Consider the following 18,710-nt stretch of genomic DNA (forward strand, 5'->3'; position numbering starts at 1 on the left):
CCACGGGCTTGGCTTCAATCTCCTCGTCACTACGTTCCTGCGGGGCTTTCAGCTCAAGCTTTTCCCGTAGGAGTCGCCGTCTTCCGCTCCACAGCTATTAAAATTAGTCATTATTAAAGTTTCATATTTTCCAAGAAGAAAATGAATTATGAAATTAATTTATGCAGCTAATCAACTTGATAGTTGGGCTTCAACTGATTTGAATGGACTTGATCATCAATATCAGTTAAGTTCAGGTGCCGTCCACCCAAACAATTTAAGATTTGAATGGACTTGATCATCAATATCCCTTCTTTCTAACAATGATTGATAGCCTTGCCTTGATCTCATATTAACGAGCAGCAAGACTCTCACTGGATGAAGGGGTAAAGTGAAGCTCCCATTAGTGGGGGTTTTCTTCATCCCCCACAGATGGTTAGTAAACCAATCAGATTTTTCCGGGCGGTTAATCCCCCATCTCTCTTCCCCTTTTCTCTCTAAATCTTGAGATGGGTATCTTACTGCCCATTAAAGGGGGATGAAATTTCATTTTATCAGTTACTGTTAACTATCATTAGCCTCCTTTGTAAGAAAGATCATGAGTGCGATTAAACTAAGAATATTTAGTAAAGTGCCGATAATTAGCAAGATCCATTGCATACTGAGCGGTATATCCTTTGTTACTGCAAATGTGATACTAAGAGAACCTATAGCAATTAAAACCATAAAAAATGGTAGCCCTTTAGCTTTGAACAATCGCCACACCTCTTTCCTTTAGTTAGATGAATTTCCTAAAGAAATCATTATGCATGCAGTGAATGCTGATCAGCAATCGCTTTTGGTAATAGAATAAGTTGGATCGCTCCAAGATACTGTTTATACTTTTTTTCTATAATATTAAAGGTACATTCATCTGATACAAAATAATATTGTATAGTTGCATCCATTCTGCTCAACAAACGGCAATCCTGCAAAAAGATACTTCGTTGACTAGGGGCAAAGTCCGAAGATAAAGCTAATGGAGTAGTTTTTAAAATCGCTGCAATTTTCTCTCCTGTTGATGCCTGCTCTTCAAATATAAAAGTATATTCATCTTGTTGTTTAATATGACAATGAATGGATTCTAAATGATATTTTTCTAGTAAAAATGCCTGCATTAATTGTGTTGCTAAATAGTTAACATCTTGTTCGATTTTCCCAAAAATTCGTCTCCATTGGCAAAATACTTCAAATTGAGACACTAAAGATTCCTCCGAAAAATGGCGACAACTATTATTCTTAAAAAATTGTTGAGCCGCATCCATCTTCTGCGTGATTCTATGGAAGGATTCCATTTCTGTGAACGTTGTATCTTCTACTGGTGTTGTTTTTGGAGTAAGTGCTTCTCTCATAACCTTATTCTTTTTTTTCGTCAAAATTTCCTTGGATACTTTTACAAACTCAACACAGCGCCCAAATTGAACAAGATCAACACGAAAACCTGCTTCAATCCACGCAGCTGCCTGTACATAAGTGCCACTTCTTGTGTTTCCCCACCATGCCTGATACTTATAAGCAGATTTCGGCAATTTTGCATGTAAAATTTCTTCGATCTCTTCAAATGTGAGTACGATATGTCTTTCTTTTTGCTTTGATAAATATTCATACAGGGGAAAATACTTTCCATGCAGGGTATATCCAGCCATCTAAATTACTCCTTCATATTTGGAAATTCTAGATTTTTTTATTATAACATAAATTGTTCTAAAAATTCTAAATATTCATTTTATCAAATTATGGCTACTGTTAGAGTAAGTGATGTTGAAAGGAACTAGATGAAATCCCTTTACATAAAGCAATCAAAGACCTCTCTCATCACAAAACTCATGAAAATTTTTATCAAGTATGATATGTTTGATTCATGAAAAAATATATACCACTTCTACTCTTATTGTTGGCTATTTTTATCTCGTCCGGTCAAACGTATGAGCAACAATCAATCGTTCCAACATTGCAACACTATTTTCCAAATGAACCATATAAACCGCTTTTATCTAAATTACATTTTCAATATTATGGGATAAATATGTCTGTAGATTCTAGAGGCTACTATTATTTTTTGGAATTTTTAATACGAAAAGCAACCCATTTCGTTACATTTGGTGCAATAGGAGTGGCACTTTATGTGGCATTTCCTAAATTGAAATATCGAATAGTTACTTCTATATTACTGACATTCTTTTTAGCAACGATCGATGAAACTCACCAATATTTTACGCTAGGTCGTTCAGCTTCCCTTCAAGATGTCTTGCTAGATACTTCAGGCGCTACTACTTTTTTAGTAATCTTTCAATGTATTAGATTGCTCATACAAAAAAGGCCCCAGAAATTCAATTGAATCTTCTGTGGCTTTTTTCATAATTCATCATGCAGTTATAGAAAAGATACGAATATTGAATGAATATTCATGTTTCATCTACAGTCTTTATGTTCCGATCCAGACAGTGTTTTTATGACAATTTTCCCACTAATATATCCAGATCAATCGTTATTTCTTTCACTTTAGTCTGGTCAATATCGGTTGTTTGATGCCATCCCATCGGAGTCATATGCATTAGCATTGGTACAAGATTCTGGGGGATCACAACTTTTTGCGTAATACGCTTTATCGTTACATCGCTAAAGTTTTCTTTAAATCGGTCTACTGTACGGGCATTGGAATAAGACTCTTTATCGGAATCTGCAAAAAATAATTCTCGCAATTGATATAAATAACCACTTTGTGGAACTACCTTTACAACCCATCCATTTGGCTTCAAAAGCCGCTTAAATTCCGTATAATTTGCTGGTGATAAAATATTTAAAATGGCATCAAAACTGGATTTTTGAAATGGACACTTGGCTAAATCTCCTACACACCAAATCATCCCTTCATAATTTCGACTTGCCGCAACAACCCCTTCTTTTGCAATGTCAATTCCTACGGCGACCATTTTTTGATCCATTGTTTTTTCAAATTGTTGTTTAATTTTTGCTAAATGTGATCCTTCCCCACAGCCCGTATCTAAAACTGTCATATCCCGTCCAAATGATTGTAACAATTCTACTACTGTATGATGCAGCTGTGCATAAAGTCCACTTTCAATAATTTGTTTACGAGCTTCGAACAAATCTTTTCCATACATTGATGTTGTTGGATGCGTCATGAAATTGACATACCCTTGTTTGGCAATATCGAATGTATGATGATTTTCACAGGTTACTACACATTGATCAGTTATTTTCATTTTCTCACCGCAAACAGGACAGGCAAAGATGGATTGCTGTTCTGTCATATAATGAGCACTTGCTATTTTTCTTGATAGTCCCATCAAAACACCTCATTTAGACTCATCTTTCATTAGTATACACTGAGCTTCACATATCCTGGTAAATATACTTAACATAGCGTTTACCAAAAGAGTTAATCATTCTATACCTCATACAAATTCTTTAGTTTTTATTGGGTGATACAAGTGCATAGCGTTCCCATTTACGACTCTTCCATCTAAAAAATACCAAAATCGCGCGACACCACTCATCCGCGGCAATCGCAAGCCAAACTCCGACAAGTCCTAGATGTAAGTGGAAAACTAAGAAATAACCAAGTGGTAGGCTCATGCAAATCATTGAAAAGAAACCAATAATCAAAGGATATCTCGCATCACCTGTTGCACGCAAAGTATTGATAATCGTGATATTAAAAGTTCTACCTGTTTCCAATAAAATACTTAGCAGCAATACAGAGGCCCCTATTTGAATGACTTCTGGATTATCGGTAAATAGCCGCATTAATGGGTAGCGGAAAATCATCACGAATGCAACCATCACAAGCGTAAACGTAATGGCCCATTTGACACTACTCCATAGTTGCTGATAAGCATCATCTTTGCGATTAGCACCAACATATCGCCCCACAATAATCGCTGTTCCAGAACCAATCGCTACAGCAAATAAATAGGTAAACATGGAAATATTGAAAGCATATTGTCTTGCTGCTAAAGCTTCAGAACCTAAAAAAGTAACATAAAACATAAATACGATTTGGCATCCTTGATACATGACTTGCTCAAAGGCTGAAGGTATGCCGATTGCCAATATCTTTTTTATATATTCCTTTGGCAAGGCTAAATAATATTTAAAATAGATACGAAATTCCAATGCTTGATACAGAAGCCAGAAAAATATCACAAGGGCAATGGCGCGGCTAATAACGGAAGAAATGGCAGCCCCCTGCACACCCAACTCTGGAAAACCCCATTTACCAAAGATCAAAATATAGTTACCTGTAATATGTAATACATTCATCGCAACAGATACATACATGGTTTGTCTCGTCCAGCCATGTACACGCACAATAGCCGCTGCTGCATTGATCAATGCTTGTAAGAAGATCCCTCCACCAATAATGACTAAATACTTATCTGCATAATTCAATACATCCCCATGCAAATTCATTGCCATCATCATTTGCTTTGAGAAAAATACAAAAAGCATACTTAAAACAAATCCAATAACAAGATTCATCGTAATAGCAACAGCCGTAATTTTAGGAACTTCTTCATATCTTCTAGAGCCTAAATATTGTGCCACAACAATCGAAGCACCATTACCGATTACTTCTAATATTAATATCGTGATTTGAATAAATTGATTGGCCGCACCTACACCCGCTACTGCATCATCTGCCAAAGCACTCAACATAAAAGTATCAGCTAGACCCATCAACATAAATAGAAATACTTCTAAAAAAATTGGCCATGTTAAATGGAATAAGCTTAATTTTTCTTTAGCATGGTATTCCTTCGTTACTTGTCCCATATCATCGCCCATCTTTCTTTTTCATATTTTGAAACAAAATGTATCGTATCACATCATGCTCTACGATGCTATCGAATATGAAAAAAATCCGCCGATTTTCCGACGAATTTAAATAGATGCAAATATAAAGTAAATCTTTCACACAATGGGGTTTTTTCTTCCTCCTCATTGTGTGTTAGTAGAATCCATCAGGCTTTTACAGGCACAGGCAGTTCATCCCTCACTTATTCTCTACTCCTGGCTTGCATCTTGAAATGAGGTCTTACTGCCCGTTAATACGAAACAAAACTTCTCAACAACTTTTAAGCTTTTATGCAAAAAAGTAACTTAAAATCAACCCTACTGAAGAAAGTAAACCATAAAATGTGTTCGTCATGGCTGTGGATTTCATGGCTAGTCCAAGTTTTATAGGTTCCTTTTCTCCCTCTTTAAAACTTTTGATGGCTGTTATCGGTTTTGGAATGCTAACAAACACTACCAATAACCATGGACTTACAACGTCTGTAGCAATCAAAACGATCATCCATGCATATGCGATGATAAAAGAAAGCCCTAAAACATGAATGGCTTTGTCCCTTCCTAGAAGGATTGCCAATGTTTTTCTACCACCAATTGTATCTTCTTGAATATCTCGAATATTGTTAGACATATTAATGCCGCCAACCAAAATCCCTACAGGAATGGAGACAAGGAAACTGGTCATATTTATATTCCCTGTTTGTATAAAATAAGATATTAATATAAAGGCAACACCCATGCTAAGTCCTGCAAATAGTTCACCAAATGGTGTATATGCAATTGGATATGGCCCGCCTGTATATAAATAGCCAATTGCCATACCTGCAACACCAATTGCCACGAGCCACCAGCTACTACTCATACAAATATAAACGCCTAAGGCAACAGCAATTGCATATAATAATATAGCAAAATTTAATATCGTTTGAGGTTTTGTGCCATGACGTACTAATGCACCGCCGATCCCCACAGATTCAGCTGTATCTAAACCACGTTTAAAATCGTAGTATTCGTTAAATAAGTTTGTAGCAATTTGGAGGCATAGACAGCATACAAGCATCGCGGTAAATAATAACCAATTGATCTCGACATCGAACATAGCCAAAACTGTTCCCAAAATGACTGGTGAAAATGTTGCTGTCAATGTATGTGGTCGTGTCAATTGCCACATAAGCTTTGCTTTACTAATCTCCTCTATTTGCTGATTACGATCGTTACTCATCATTTACTTCCTTTCAATCTTTATATACAACGACTATTCTATCTTAACTGATTTTTTTCATCCATGCCAAAAATGCTTCTTTAACGACGAACTCCGCTGATTGAAATTTTACACTGGCATCGAACCACTACTATATTTTCATAAATTTTTTGAAACCTGATTTGATTTATGCTCCTTTTTCATCGTCTTTACATATAATGCAGAATGAAAATGAATAAGGATGTGAACATATGTGTGGAATTACAGGTTGGTGTAATTTGAAAGAAGACCTAACAACGCAATTATCATTATTACATACAATGACAAATACACTACAAAAAAGAGGACCGGATGCAGATGGAATTTGGTGTGATGGTCCTATCGCTTTTGGGCATCAACGTTTAGCCATCATCGACCTTGAGGGCGGCAAACAACCGATGACTTATGAAAAAGAAGGCCATCATTATACGATTACGTATAACGGAGAGCTGTACAATACAGATGACTTACGAAAAGAATTACAACAAAAAGGGTATCACTTTCATACAACTTCTGATACCGAAGTTTTGCTCGTTTCCTATATCGAATGGCGCGAACAATGTGTCGACAAAATCAATGGTATTTTCGCCTTTGGCATTTGGGATTCTACAGAAAACAGTCTAATCCTAGTACGTGATCGACTTGGCGTAAAACCTTTATATTATTGTGAGGTGCAAAACCAGTTATTGTTTGCTTCAGAAATAAAAGCATTGCTTGCCCATCCTGATATCCCCGCAACTGTTGGCTATGAAGGATTAGCTGAACTATTCGGTTTAGGTCCTTCCCATACACCTGGCAAAACGATCTACAAACATATCCAAGAACTTCGCCCAGGACATTTTCTAAAATACGACGTAAACGGTCTAAAAATACGTCGCTACTGGAATGTGACCAGTAAAGCACATGAAGATTCTTTCAATGATACAGTCCAAAAAGTTCGAAATTACGTTATTGACGCCGTAGAACGACAACTCGTATCGGATGTACCTGTTTGCACATTTTTGTCTGGTGGACTTGATTCAAGTATTATTACAGCTATTGCTGCAAATAAATTCAAAGGAACTGACAAATCTCCTCTTCACACGTTTTCGATTAACTACGAGGGCAATGCTCAATTCTTCAAGGCAAATGATTTCCAACGATCAGATGATACTTTCTGGATCCAGAAAATGTCTGAAACCTTCCAGACTATACACCATTCAGAAATCATCCCACAAGAAACTCTTATAAACGAGTTGACAGAAGCTGTTTATGCCAAAGATATGCCTGGTATGGCCGATATTGATTCTTCTCTATTATGGTTTAGTAAACAGATTAAAAAGAATTTCAAAGTCGGCTTATCTGGTGAATGTGCGGATGAAATTTTTGGTGGCTATCCTTGGTTTTTTGCGAAAGAAACAGAAGGATTCCCGTGGATGCGCTCTACAAAAGAAAGGATCCATCTATTAAGACCTGAATGGCGACAAAAATTGGAGATTGAAGATTATGTGCAACAGGCTTATGAAGTAGCCATAAAAGAAACGCCTACTTTAGAAGATGAGTCACCTGCTGATGCAAAGAGAAGAGAATTATTTTACCTCAATATGACTTGGTTCATGCCGACATTGCTCGACCGTAAAGATCGCACTACAATGAGGGCTGGTCTTGAAGTACGAGTGCCTTTTGCCGATCATCATCTTGTCGAATATGTGTGGAATATTCCCTGGGAAATCAAAAATTGCGGAAATATGGAGAAAGGTGTTCTACGCAAAGCAATGGAAGATGTATTGCCGAAAGAAGTACTATACCGCAAGAAGAATCCATATCCTAAAACGCATAACCCTGCCTATGCAGAAGGGGTCGGAAAATGGCTCTCTTCGATTTTGGAAAATAAGAACTCCATACTTCTTGAGCTTTTTGACAAAAAACAACTACAGGCGCTTATTGAATCAGGTGGTTCATCCTTTACAGCACCATGGTTTGGTCAATTAATGACCGGTCCGCAGCTGCTTGCCTATTTAATCCAAACTCATATATGGTTTGAAAAATACAATATCAATGTGGTCCATTGATAAAATGAACTTACTTACTGGGAAATTTTCTCCATCTTCCATTTGAATATTCGTTGAATGGAATTGGGCTTTACAAGACATTGTTCTCTTCTTTATTCGCTGTGCTTGTTATGAAGGACTTGATGTGCGGGCTTACTGCTTGTTCATAAAGGATGAAGCATACTCCAATAGTTGAAACCTGTTATTCATTTTGTTAAGATAAAGTCAACTTAATAGCAACTATGATTTCTAGGGTTCCGCAAGTATAGCTTGGTCAGGTCCAAGAGAAATCACATAGCTACATGCTATGCCACGGAAGGATAAAAGCCTAGGAGATCACTGTCTATCAGTAATCTCCTAGTTTTTTTATGTCGAAAGGGTGATGTAATATGAAAAAACACTGGTCGATTGTTTTATTGGCGGTAGTATTTGAGATTTTATGGGTTATAGGGTTAAAGCATTCTCACAATCTTTTGGCTTGGAGTGCAACGATTCTAGCTTTATGCTTAACCTTCTATCTCTTATTGCTAGCAAATCGTTTTTTACCTGTTGGTACTGTTTATACTGTTTTCACTGGACTTGGTACTGCTGGGACTGTTATCGTGGGGATTTTCTTTTTCAATGAATCTATAAGTATTGTTAAAGTCTTGCTACTGATACTTTTACTAGTGGGTGTTATGGGATTAAAAACGGTCACTTCAAAAAAACAAAAAGAAGGTGAGGCATAATGGCTTGGCTAGCAATTATTCTCGCTGGTTTTTGTGAAGTATTTGGTGTGGCTATGATGAACCGTTGGCAAGAGAAGAGATCTATCTCTACTATTGTTTTTTTAGTCATCAGCTTTGGTTTCAGTCTCATCCTATTGTCTTATGCAATGAATACCATTCCTATGGGAACTGCATATGCCGTCTGGACAGGCATCGGTGCCTCTGGCGGCGCACTCATTGGTATGTTCTTTTTTGGTGAATCGAAGGATTGGAAACGGATTGTATTTATCACCATGATCTTGATCGCTACTATAGGTTTAAAAATTACTTCATAATACAAAATTCAAATAAAATTGGATAATCAATACCTTGATAAGAATATTTCATTTTATACAAATATGATAGCTGAAAGCCTCTATTATTCTACTTTTAAAATTTTTCATATATAATATGCAACAAGTGCTTTTTTCAAAAGATAACCTAAGCATCCAAATTAATAAGAGAGGAAGAAATTCATGAACGTATTCGAAATTACAACACAGGAAGATTTACAAAGAGAATTCGACATTCGTATAAGAGTTTTCGTAGAAGAACAAAAAGTTCCCAAAGAAGAGGAAATTGATTCCTACGATCATCTTGGTGGAGAATGCTATCACTTCCTAGTCACAACAGACGAAGATCAAGCAATTGGGACAGGTCGAGTCCGATTAGTAGATGGTATCGGCAAACTACAACGTGTAGCTGTACTAGAAGAATATCGTTCACACGGCATTGGCCGCATCATCATACAAGCCTTAGAAGATAAAGCGAAAGAACTTGGTGCTTCCAAAGTAAAACTAGATGGTCAAATACAAGCACAAGGTTTTTATGAAAAATTGGGCTATGAAGTCAAATCTGGTGTCTTCCTAGATGCAGGTATCGAACATGTATTAATGGTAAAATCATTTAAATAATAAAGTGAAACTCCATCAGTGGGGGTTTTCTTCATCCCCCACTGAAGCAAAGGAACTCAGGTTAAAAGCGCCACGTCCTGTGGCAACACCTGAGTGACCAACATCCTGTTGGCCCGAACCAATCGGACTTTTACGGGCAGTTGTTCCCCCATCTATCTTTTTCGTTTCTCTCTAAATCTTGAGATGGGGGTCTTACTGCCCGTTAAAGCGGGATAAAGATTAAAAACAGTTGGATGAAAAAAATCATTTTCCCCAGCTGTTTTTATCGAATGATCTATAGAGTCCAAAACTTTTGCATATATCATACTTATTCTCTTAAAGATTTATTTGGCTTCACTAAAGTATAAATAATCCCTCCAAATATAAGGAAAATCCCAAGTGTTTGCCATACAGTTGGCCTAAAATCTAAAACAACAATATCAAGTAAAATGGCAACGACCGGATCTACAAACACTAATGCCGAAACAACAATCGTCGGTAAATGACGCAAACTATCAAAAAATAAATAATACACAAAACCGGTATGTACCAATCCTGTTCCAAGAATATAAAACCAATTCCATCCAGTCAATCCATGGAACACACCAAAATTCATAATCGGGAACAACATCACAATCCCAACAATTGTCTGTATAAAAGTCATAGCATATGCACTTAACTGCGTGATACCTTTTCCAACAAACATCGTCATCGCATAACAAATCGCTGAAAATATCGCCCATATAAAACCCGAATTAAACAAAACAGTCAGTGACGCAAACTGCTTCATGCCAATTATAAAAACGCTCCCCACAAAACAAATAACTACCGCAATAATCGCACCAATCGACATTTTTTCTTTTAAAAAAAGGCTTCCTAAAATCAGTACAAAAATGGGGGCTAGATTATAAATAGAAATAGCCACTGAAATGGACATTTCTTCAAAGGCTTTAAATAAAAACACCCAATTCAAAACAAGAAAAACACCACAAATCATGGTTTGGAAAACTTCTCTACGAGACCATTTTTCTACTTTATAATTACCAGTGAAAAACCACATCCCCCCAAGAAATAGTGTTGCACAAATACAACGCACGAAAACCAACTCTTCTGAAGGAATCCCTGTATTCACTGTAAAAAATCCAATAGATCCAAAAATGGCCATCGCGAGTGTCATTTTCAACATCGCTGATACATTCAATCTCAAATTCCTCTCTAATAACACCTTATTTCTTGATTTCTAGATGATAACATTTTTCTACCAACCTCTAAAAAAGTGCAAAACTCATAAGTGAAGATTTTTAGGAAATATCTTGTTATCATTGATCTATAGAATAACCCATTCAGCTTATACAAAACCGGTTACTTTTTTACTGCTCCACATATTATTTTATTCTGGATCAATTACGGATCCAGATTTTTTCGAGCTTGCGAGGGAAATCCTCTTCAAAATTCGTGACACCCGCTGAATGAGGAGAAACAAGCATTCATCTCACCACCTATTGAGGGGGGGTCTTCTGTACCTGCCGCTACGCTTTCTGTACAAAAAACATTGCTGAATCAAGATAAACACAAAAAGTACAGATGCTGATGAAATAGCATCTATACTAGCTATACTAGGCTTTTTCATATAATGATTTATCAAATTAAATGCAACAATTTGCTCACGAAAGCCCCGTGTGCTGTTTTCCATCCAAGGCATTTCCATTACTACCATGTTATCAGAAACACAGGCTTTGTGAAATGTACTTGGATATTCTATTCTTTTTCAGCACATTGTAACAACTAAACTCTTTATCATGGTCTATTATGTCTGTTTCATAGTGTTTTGGTAATTTCATATGAAGAGGGGGGACTGTGCTTCCATTGATCTAGTAGAAGGATCTGGAATAAAAATACCTACACACCAACCCACTATTTTATTTCCATATAAGGAAAATACTGTTTTACTTATTACAAAACAAGTGATATATTCTAGTATGTAATATATTTTTCTATAAATTAATCGCAAACTCTATAACCGTATTTTGAAAAATATAGAGACAAAAGAGCAAACATTTATTTACTTCTATTTTATTTTTATTGATAAAAAAGAATCTACAAAATGTAGATTCTTTAAGAATTGAGGTATTGAAATTTATCAACATATTCACTAATTGTTTTGTTCCAAGCAGTTGAGCCTATAGATTTTATCTTTTTCAACATTGCTTTTCCTGCAACTTTTGCTGCCTGTGATTTTACACCAAAAGTTGCGAATTGAGGTTCTTGCTCTATGTAATTTTTATTCAATTCTGTTTGTAGACCTAGAATTATATCATCTTGTGTAATATTTGCTTTTTCCAATTCTTTTTCTAATGTTTGTTGTTCTTCTTGTTGTTTGTATTCATTAATATCAGTATCAGCTTGAGATACTATAGGGGCTTGCTAACGTAGTTGCTAATGTTACTACTAAAACCTTTTTCATTACTTTACCTCCATAATTTGAAAAATAATTTATTTTTTACAAAATTAATTATACTTTATATTCAAATAAAATCAAGGGGAATTTTACAAAATATGAAAAAACCATGGTATTTGAAAACATTTTGGATTTATTTTTTCTGTATTGTTATACCTGTATTAGGTTATGTAATAGTGCTATTAAACCTAGATAAATTAAAAGATACGGATGAAAATGGACATAGTGAAAAAGTCTATTATTTAACCATTGCCACTATTTCAGCAATATTTTGGATTTTAAAGTTAACACCTAGAACAGTTCAAACGTTTGTAGCAGGTGGATATATCTTGAAAAAATTTAGGATTTAAAAATATGTATAGATTTCTATTATTTAACTAGTAATTTCTTCTGAACATAGCTAAAAAGAATTACTAGATTGCTTGAAAACCGGTAAAGATAATTGGGAGCATTGAATATCCTTCAATTATATTTTTACACATATTGGAATATTTAGAATAGCAATTTCAAGTACATTTCGAACAAAAAGAGGGTACCTTTTATGTCCAAAAAAGAAGGAGGTAGATAGGACTCTGATAGTAGAATTATTTGTTTATAAGGGCGTTATATGGCAACAACATTATCAGAAGAAGATAACCATTAAGAGGACAGTCGTCAAGCATCTGCGAATAAGCTTTATAACTCAAAGGACAATAAAACGCGATTACGTTTAGAGTTAATGTGTAATAATCGGTATATGATTTGTTTAGTAATACTTATGTAAATAAACGAGAACAAACAAAGATGCTTTGATCAAGAGCATCTAACGGTCGAGGATATTAGGACACTAAAATAATTTCTAGATATTGTAATATAACACCTGAAGGGTTTACCGAAGATTACAAAGTGCAGCAACTTGTCCATAAGAGTTAATCTTTTTTTAATTGAGGGCCTTTAAAGAGTACTATCTTGCAACTTTATGGCGGTGATTAATTGATTATTGTGTGACATTATCATTTAAATAAAAAAGGTGGTTGATTAGGCGATCTGGGATTATATCCGTAAGGTATCAAAATCCGTTTTCTTTGGAAAGAACTCCGTAGTAAGCCATTTCCATTTTCGCTACTGCCACGTTGCTAGAAAAAATAGGTATCTGATCTACGAAATACACTTGGATGTTCAAATCCTTTTCTAACAGATTGTAACAGCTAAACTCTTTGTCACAATCTGTTATGACTGTTTTTATAGCATCTTTTGGTAATTTCGTATTAAAAAGGCGTATTGCTGCTTCTATTGATTGAGCAGAACAATCTGGAATCAAAATGCCTACATACCACTTTTGGGACAGTTCAAAAACTATTGAATAGGTACCCAAATTTCAATCTCATTTTGCTCTACTTCTTCACCAAAAAGATATTTTTCAAAACATGGCGCGTGTCGAAAAGTAATCCCTTTAACATTTAGTAATGCTTCAATGCTCGCTGGAATATCTTCAATACCATGCTCCACGATTCCAACTAGATAACGACCAGCTGCAACCAGTACCTGATCAGTAGCATTTAACTCTTTAACCATATGGGATACGATTCCTGCTACATAATGTAAACCTTCGTCACCCATTGATGTATATACACCATACGTAGTTTTAGGACATACATGCATATTGTCTAGTTCCTGCTTCAGTTTATTCCTTATCATCGGAACATCTGCATGCTGCCCATTGTTTATTGCGTATCCTTTTACGATAAAGCCATCAATCTCTTCGAATCGCGCAAACATCTCATCACCTCATTCCAACAATAATCTTAAGATGACACTCTTTTAAATATCATGTATTAATGAAATCCTCTCTTCAAGATTCTAGATACAAGCAGAGAGGATAAGTGGGGAATGAACTGCCTGAGCAAATCATTTATATTAATATCGGTATTATTTCGTAAGATGATACGGAACTGTGATTAAAACTACATTCCTTTTATATAACAAAGCCGTACGGATCAACAAGCTAGATTGGTTATGCAATATATTATGCCACCCTTTTTTAGGGATAAATTGTGGAATAACAACAGAAACTTGACGATTCTCCTGCTTTGCCTTATGTTCGACTTTATCGATTATTTTTGTTAGTGGCGATATTAAACTTCTATATGGTGAGTATAACGTCAATAGTTTTACATCTGGAAATCTGTTCTTCCATTTTTCTTCAAATGCATGCATCTCTTCTTTATCAAATGCTATATAAATGGCGATTAAATGTTCTGGATTTAGTAGCTTTGCATAGCTTAACGAATGTTCCACTACCTTACTAATACCTCCTACAGGTACTAATACAACATTACCATCGATAGTTGGCAGCACATTATTCAATTTATCCACTCGCAGCTGTTCACCGACTAAATTATAATGATTTTGAATACGATGAAAAATAAAAATGAGTGCTGGTAAAAAGATAAGAACTGGCCAAACATGATCAAATTTGGTGATAAAGAAAATCATAGCTACCACAAAAGAAATAAAGGCCCCAACTGTATTAACAGCAAATTTACCAATCCAGCCTTCTGGCTTTTCTCTCCACCACTTCACCATCATACCTGTTTGCGCTAATGTAAATGGGATAAATACCCCAACTGCATACAAGGGGATTAATTTTTCTGTTGAACCTTGTGTCACTATTATAAGGAGGATCGCAAATGCCCCTAAGAAAATAATGCCATTTGAATAACCTAAACGATCCCCTCGAACTTGAAACATCCTTGGAATATACTTATCCTTCGATAGATTGACGGCAAGTAACGGAAAAGCAGAATACCCGGTATTAGCTGCAAGCACTAAAATAAGTGCCGTCATCCCTTGAATAACAAAATAAAGTATAGAATGGCCAAAGCTTTCCTTGGCAATTTGTGATACGACGGTTTCAGTTGGACTTGGGCCAATTCCTAAATAATATGCAAGAAAAACAATTCCTGAAAATAAAATAGCCAATAATATCCCCATTGCGATTAAAGTTTTAGAAGCATTACGCGGTGCTGGTTCTTTAAAATTCGGAATAGCATTGGAAATCGCTTCTACCCCTGTTAGAGCAGAACAGCCTGAGGCAAAAGCTTTTAACAAGATAAATAAACTAATCCCTGCAACAGGTGTACCAATTGCTGTATGAAGATCTGGCGATATTTGACCTGTCATAATCCGATAGACGCCAACGATAATTAACACAAGTAAAGAGGCAACAAAGAGGTAAACAGGATAAGCTAATACAGATGCCGATTCGGTTATTCCTCGTAAGTTAATAATGGTTAGAATCAGGATAAATAGAATTGACACCTCTACACTATAGGCATGCAATGCAGGAAATGCTGATGTAATTGCGTCTGTCCCTGCTGACACACTAACCGCTACTGTTAAAATGTAATCGACTAATAGTGAGGCACCTGATACTAGACCCGCATTCACTCCTAAATTTTTCCTTGACACTACATAGGCTCCACCACCATGTGGATATGCGAAAATCACTTGCCTATAAGAGAGGATTAAGGCTACTAAGAGCACGATAACAAAAGCCGCAATCGGAATAGAATACCAGAAAGCCGCAGCACCTAACGCCATTAGGACGATTAATATTTGTTCAGGTCCATAAGCAACAGAAGACAATGCATCAGAAGATAAAATGGCGAGTGCCTTTGTTTTGCTTAGCTTTTGATCTCCTAACTCTGTAGACTTTAATGGTCTACCTATTAACATTCTTTTGAATGAAAATTTCAACTAAAACACCTTCTCCGAAAAAAATGTGTTTCGTACTTCTAGCTGAGAGAAAAAGAAAAAATCTACAAGCCATCACAAAAACGACTTGTAGACATATTAGGTTTGCCCAGCAAGCTCCATTTTTCTTCTCCTATAACGCTTACGAGGTTAGCTGTCGGATTCGGACCATGAGTAGCCCTACCCTCTTCAAAAGGATTCACCCCAAGGATATAAATTATACATCCAGAATTGGTTCCCCCGTGTATTTACTTCAGCGATTTAGAAATATGAAACTTAATTGTGAAACCATACTACTCCCATTTTTTGAAAAAGTAAATACTTAAGAAAGAGTATTTACGACTTTTTTACGAAATGAATTCATCATAATCATACCCGATTCTAGATGGTCTCATCAGCCATGCTATACATAACAAAAGAAACAAACTCGTACAGATGAAAATGACTTTTGCATCCATCTTATCAAATAATGCACCAAATATAACTGAACCAATGGGACCCATTCCTACAGACAACGTTTCAATAATACCAAAAACACGCCCACGATATTCATCATCAATAACATTTTGGATGACAATCCCTATTGGAGTGTTGGCTAAGACGCCAAGCGCAGAGAACAAAACCATTAAAAGCATATAAAAGATAAATGTATGTAGACTACTTAATGAAAAAAATAAGGGAAGCGTAATACAGGCTACTATGATACACATGGTAAATGCTGATTTTTTAGCAAAATATAATGGTGATCGTAAATCGCTTCTAGACGATAGGTAGAGGGACATGACCAACATGCCAACTGCTCCAGAGCCTTCGATCAAGCCAACCTGATTTGAAGGGACTCCTAACTTTTGAACTAGCACAAAGACAAGTCCTACACTAACGGCTGAAAAGAAAAAATTCATACATAGAGTCACCATTAGCAATGTTTTCACAAGAGGTTTGCCACTTAAATAGTGTAAGCCCTCTTTCATACTTGTGAGTACGGATTCTTTTTTTACTTTCACCTTTGTTTCATATAAAGCAAAATCCATCGTAGCTTCTAAACACAATGCAATAAGATAAGCGATCATCATTGCAAATAAAAATACTTTCATCGAAACAAAGCCAAACATCATACCGCCGATCGCTGGACCACCAATAGAACCTATTGAGTAAGACACTTGGTTATAAGACATCGCTTTCTGTAAACGCTGTTTCCCAACAAGGTTAGGAAGTGCACTAGAAAAGGCCACACCATTAAATGCACCAATGGTTGAGAAAATGGCTGTAATCGTATAAATGGCTGATACTGAAAACCCAAACATAAATGTATAGACAATAAGGGCAGCCACAGATACAGTGATGCCCGCCATACTCGCCACAACAACACGCTTTTTTGAGAACCGGTCCGCTACATAACCAGCTAAAGGTGCCGCTAGTGCCCTTGGCAGTACATTGAACACAATATTCGTTGCAAAACTTAGAGCAGAACCAGTTACAGATAAAATATATAAACTAATACCAAAATTAAAAACTCCAAACCCTACAGAGGATATCATTTTACTAACCAAAAAAGTATAGAGATTTCGAGTTGCTTTCTGATTTTTCCGTTCTTCTAACACCATTTAACCTTCTTCCTCTGAAACCACATAGCTTATTCTGTAACACTACTAAATACATGGTAAATTTCAAAATCACTTATTTAAAATGCAATCATACTCTGTTTTTTAGTCTAAATCCATAAAACTCTCCTCTCGACATATATCAGACATATTCTAGCATTAATGTTAAAGTACATACCGCATCAGGACTTAGGAACACATTTACTTTTCCAACATATAATCGAGAGGATGTCCAAGTTGAAAGTACGAAAGAAACGGATTAGCCATCGGAAAATTCTTCTTTACTTCACCATCTTTTTAGTGGTAATAAGCATGATTCTATATAAATTAGCAGATCGCTATTTCATTGAGCATGTAGAAGTAAAGAATGCCATCACCAATAACACTTCTACCAAATCAAATCAATACGCAGAAGACTTTACAGCAGATAATTGGAGTTATGCAAGTGACTCCAAGAAAATTACCATTAAAAAAAGAACTACCAGCGCATCAAGGCACAAAACGACCTATTTTGTAGCTGATGTTCAACTAAAAGACGCGAGTAGTTTAAAATCTGCATTTGTTAAAAATCAATTTGGCAACAATATTATTGAATTCACTTCAGATATCGCTAAAGAAAATAACGCTATATTCGCTATAAATGGGGACTATTACGGATTCCGAGATGATGGAATCACCATTCGCAACAGCAAAATATTTCGAAATCAGCCAGCAAGAACTGGGCTCGCATTGTATCAAAATGGCTCGATGAAAACATATGAAGAAACTGATACATCCGCATCAGAACTACTTTCTAGTGGTGTAACACAAACCTTCTCATTCGGACCAATACTCGTGAAAAACTCTAAAACGACTAAGGATTTTGGAAAATTAAGTATTGATAAGAATTTTGGAAATCGTTCTATTGAAGATTCAAATCCACGAACAGGTATTGGAATTATTTCTCCTAACCATTTTGTTTTTATAGTTGTTGATGGCAGAAATCACAATTATAGTGATGGTTTCACACTAGATGAATTCGCAAAAATATTTGAGGACCTAGGTTGTACGGATGCCTATAATCTTGACGGAGGTGGTTCTTCAACAATGTATTTCATGGGTAGAGTGGTCAATAACCCTCTCGGAAAACACGAAGAACGCGGTGTTAGTGATATTATCTATATCAATTAGA

17 protein-coding genes and 2 riboswitches are annotated in these 18,710 nt (G+C 35.9%); of the genes, 7 read left to right on the forward strand and 10 right to left on the reverse strand.

Annotation, left to right across the window (positions count from 1 at the left end):
- Positions 1 to 782: 782 nt before the first annotated feature.
- Positions 783 to 1,664 carry a DUF7662 domain-containing protein gene (locus tag FEZ13_RS13385; RefSeq protein WP_146553115.1) on the reverse strand — a complete coding sequence of 294 codons (882 nt, stop codon included), beginning with the start codon at positions 1,662 to 1,664 and terminating at the stop codon, positions 783 to 785.
- A gap of 215 nt (positions 1,665 to 1,879) precedes the next feature.
- Between FEZ13_RS13385 and FEZ13_RS13390 the strand changes: the two genes are divergently transcribed.
- Complete coding sequence (locus FEZ13_RS13390) at positions 1,880 to 2,356, forward strand: VanZ family protein (protein WP_146553116.1); 477 nt, start codon at positions 1,880 to 1,882, stop codon at positions 2,354 to 2,356.
- A gap of 112 nt (positions 2,357 to 2,468) precedes the next feature.
- On the opposite strand, the gene FEZ13_RS13395 is transcribed toward FEZ13_RS13390, so the two are convergent.
- The 3 genes from FEZ13_RS13395 to FEZ13_RS13405 form a co-directional block, all read right to left on the reverse strand.
- Positions 2,469 to 3,329, reverse strand: coding sequence for a putative RNA methyltransferase (locus FEZ13_RS13395; RefSeq protein WP_146547810.1), 861 nt, complete (start codon positions 3,327 to 3,329; stop codon positions 2,469 to 2,471).
- A gap of 121 nt (positions 3,330 to 3,450) precedes the next feature.
- A complete protein-coding gene (locus tag FEZ13_RS13400) occupies positions 3,451 to 4,818 on the reverse strand; it encodes an MATE family efflux transporter (protein ID WP_146547809.1) in 1,368 nt (455 codons plus the stop codon).
- A gap of 310 nt (positions 4,819 to 5,128) precedes the next feature.
- Complete coding sequence (locus tag FEZ13_RS13405) at positions 5,129 to 6,058, reverse strand: 1,4-dihydroxy-2-naphthoate polyprenyltransferase (RefSeq protein ID WP_146553117.1); 930 nt, start codon at positions 6,056 to 6,058, stop codon at positions 5,129 to 5,131.
- A 230-nt stretch (positions 6,059 to 6,288) separates the two neighbouring features.
- Between FEZ13_RS13405 and asnB the strand changes: the two genes are divergently transcribed.
- From asnB to FEZ13_RS13425, 4 genes are all read left to right on the forward strand, one after another.
- Positions 6,289 to 8,127 (forward strand): asparagine synthase (glutamine-hydrolyzing), encoded by a 1,839-nt coding sequence (gene asnB / locus FEZ13_RS13410; RefSeq protein WP_146547807.1) that lies wholly within the window; start codon positions 6,289 to 6,291, stop codon positions 8,125 to 8,127.
- A 217-nt stretch (positions 8,128 to 8,344) separates the two neighbouring features.
- Positions 8,345 to 8,443, forward strand: a riboswitch (guanidine-I (ykkC/yxkD leader).
- Positions 8,444 to 8,495: 52 nt separating this feature from the next.
- Positions 8,496 to 8,834 (forward strand): DMT family transporter, encoded by a 339-nt coding sequence (locus tag FEZ13_RS13415; protein WP_146547806.1) that lies wholly within the window; start codon positions 8,496 to 8,498, stop codon positions 8,832 to 8,834.
- Positions 8,834 to 9,148: a DMT family transporter gene (locus FEZ13_RS13420; protein WP_146547805.1), complete on the forward strand. Its 315-nt coding sequence runs from the start codon at positions 8,834 to 8,836 to the stop codon at positions 9,146 to 9,148. Before FEZ13_RS13415 ends, FEZ13_RS13420 begins: the two co-directional genes overlap by 1 nt.
- 180 nt (positions 9,149 to 9,328) lie before the next feature.
- Positions 9,329 to 9,766 carry a GNAT family N-acetyltransferase gene (locus tag FEZ13_RS13425; protein ID WP_146553118.1) on the forward strand — a complete coding sequence of 146 codons (438 nt, stop codon included), beginning with the start codon at positions 9,329 to 9,331 and terminating at the stop codon, positions 9,764 to 9,766.
- A 307-nt stretch (positions 9,767 to 10,073) separates the two neighbouring features.
- On the opposite strand, the gene FEZ13_RS13430 is transcribed toward FEZ13_RS13425, so the two are convergent.
- Both FEZ13_RS13430 and FEZ13_RS13435 read right to left on the reverse strand, forming a co-directional pair.
- Positions 10,074 to 10,946 carry a DMT family transporter gene (locus FEZ13_RS13430; RefSeq protein ID WP_146547803.1) on the reverse strand — a complete coding sequence of 291 codons (873 nt, stop codon included), beginning with the start codon at positions 10,944 to 10,946 and terminating at the stop codon, positions 10,074 to 10,076.
- 914 nt (positions 10,947 to 11,860) lie between these two features.
- A complete protein-coding gene (locus tag FEZ13_RS13435) occupies positions 11,861 to 12,088 on the reverse strand; it encodes a hypothetical protein (protein WP_146547802.1) in 228 nt (75 codons plus the stop codon).
- A gap of 213 nt (positions 12,089 to 12,301) precedes the next feature.
- On the opposite strand from FEZ13_RS13435, the gene FEZ13_RS13440 reads away from it, so the two are divergent.
- Entirely contained in the window at positions 12,302 to 12,553 is a 252-nt protein-coding gene (locus tag FEZ13_RS13440; protein ID WP_146547801.1) for a hypothetical protein, read from the forward strand.
- A 698-nt stretch (positions 12,554 to 13,251) separates the two neighbouring features.
- Here the strand turns inward: FEZ13_RS13440 and FEZ13_RS13445 are convergent.
- The 4 genes from FEZ13_RS13445 to FEZ13_RS13460 all read right to left on the reverse strand — a co-directional run bounded on the left by FEZ13_RS13445 (position 13,252) and on the right by FEZ13_RS13460 (position 17,539).
- Complete coding sequence (locus tag FEZ13_RS13445; RefSeq protein WP_146547800.1) at positions 13,252 to 13,557, reverse strand: hypothetical protein; 306 nt, start codon at positions 13,555 to 13,557, stop codon at positions 13,252 to 13,254.
- Positions 13,539 to 13,961: a GyrI-like domain-containing protein gene (locus FEZ13_RS13450; protein WP_146547799.1), complete on the reverse strand. Its 423-nt coding sequence runs from the start codon at positions 13,959 to 13,961 to the stop codon at positions 13,539 to 13,541. Before FEZ13_RS13450 ends, FEZ13_RS13445 begins: the two co-directional genes overlap by 19 nt.
- A gap of 150 nt (positions 13,962 to 14,111) precedes the next feature.
- On the reverse strand, positions 14,112 to 15,941 hold the full coding sequence (locus FEZ13_RS13455) for an APC family permease (protein WP_146553119.1): 1,830 nt from the start codon (positions 15,939 to 15,941) through the stop codon (positions 14,112 to 14,114).
- Between the two features lie 120 nt (positions 15,942 to 16,061).
- Positions 16,062 to 16,207, reverse strand: a riboswitch (cyclic di-AMP (ydaO/yuaA leader).
- Between the two features lie 78 nt (positions 16,208 to 16,285).
- The gene (locus FEZ13_RS13460; RefSeq protein ID WP_186725922.1) at positions 16,286 to 17,539 is read right to left on the reverse strand and encodes an MFS transporter; all 1,254 of its coding nucleotides are present in this window, start codon (positions 17,537 to 17,539) and stop codon (positions 16,286 to 16,288) included.
- Positions 17,540 to 17,767: 228 nt separating this feature from the next.
- On the opposite strand from FEZ13_RS13460, the gene FEZ13_RS13465 reads away from it, so the two are divergent.
- Complete coding sequence (locus FEZ13_RS13465) at positions 17,768 to 18,709, forward strand: phosphodiester glycosidase family protein (protein ID WP_146553121.1); 942 nt, start codon at positions 17,768 to 17,770, stop codon at positions 18,707 to 18,709.
- Position 18,710: the final 1 nt, after the last annotated feature.

Origin of the sequence: Rummeliibacillus sp. SL167 (genome assembly GCF_007896505.1) — a bacterium.
Taxonomy (GTDB): domain Bacteria; phylum Bacillota; class Bacilli; order Bacillales_A; family Planococcaceae; genus Rummeliibacillus; species Rummeliibacillus suwonensis.

Excerpts from the sequence above, each read along its gene's own strand:
- FEZ13_RS13420 (WP_146547805.1), top strand. The coding sequence starts at position 8,834 with ATGGCTTGGCTAGCAATTATTCTCGCTGGTTTTTGTGAAGTATTTGGT.
- FEZ13_RS13440 (WP_146547801.1), top strand. The coding sequence starts at position 12,302 with ATGAAAAAACCATGGTATTTGAAAACATTTTGGATTTATTTTTTCTGT.
- FEZ13_RS13450 (WP_146547799.1), bottom strand. The coding sequence starts at position 13,961 with ATGTTTGCGCGATTCGAAGAGATTGATGGCTTTATCGTAAAAGGATAC.
- FEZ13_RS13405 (WP_146553117.1), bottom strand. The coding sequence starts at position 6,058 with ATGAGTAACGATCGTAATCAGCAAATAGAGGAGATTAGTAAAGCAAAG.
- FEZ13_RS13415 (WP_146547806.1), top strand. The coding sequence starts at position 8,496 with ATGAAAAAACACTGGTCGATTGTTTTATTGGCGGTAGTATTTGAGATT.
- FEZ13_RS13400 (WP_146547809.1), bottom strand. The coding sequence starts at position 4,818 with ATGGGACAAGTAACGAAGGAATACCATGCTAAAGAAAAATTAAGCTTA.
- FEZ13_RS13390 (WP_146553116.1), top strand. The coding sequence starts at position 1,880 with ATGAAAAAATATATACCACTTCTACTCTTATTGTTGGCTATTTTTATC.
- FEZ13_RS13465 (WP_146553121.1), top strand. The coding sequence starts at position 17,768 with ATGTCCAAGTTGAAAGTACGAAAGAAACGGATTAGCCATCGGAAAATT.
- asnB (WP_146547807.1), top strand. The coding sequence starts at position 6,289 with ATGTGTGGAATTACAGGTTGGTGTAATTTGAAAGAAGACCTAACAACG.
- FEZ13_RS13425 (WP_146553118.1), top strand. The coding sequence starts at position 9,329 with ATGAACGTATTCGAAATTACAACACAGGAAGATTTACAAAGAGAATTC.
- FEZ13_RS13385 (WP_146553115.1), bottom strand. The coding sequence starts at position 1,664 with ATGGCTGGATATACCCTGCATGGAAAGTATTTTCCCCTGTATGAATAT.
- FEZ13_RS13395 (WP_146547810.1), bottom strand. The coding sequence starts at position 3,329 with ATGGGACTATCAAGAAAAATAGCAAGTGCTCATTATATGACAGAACAG.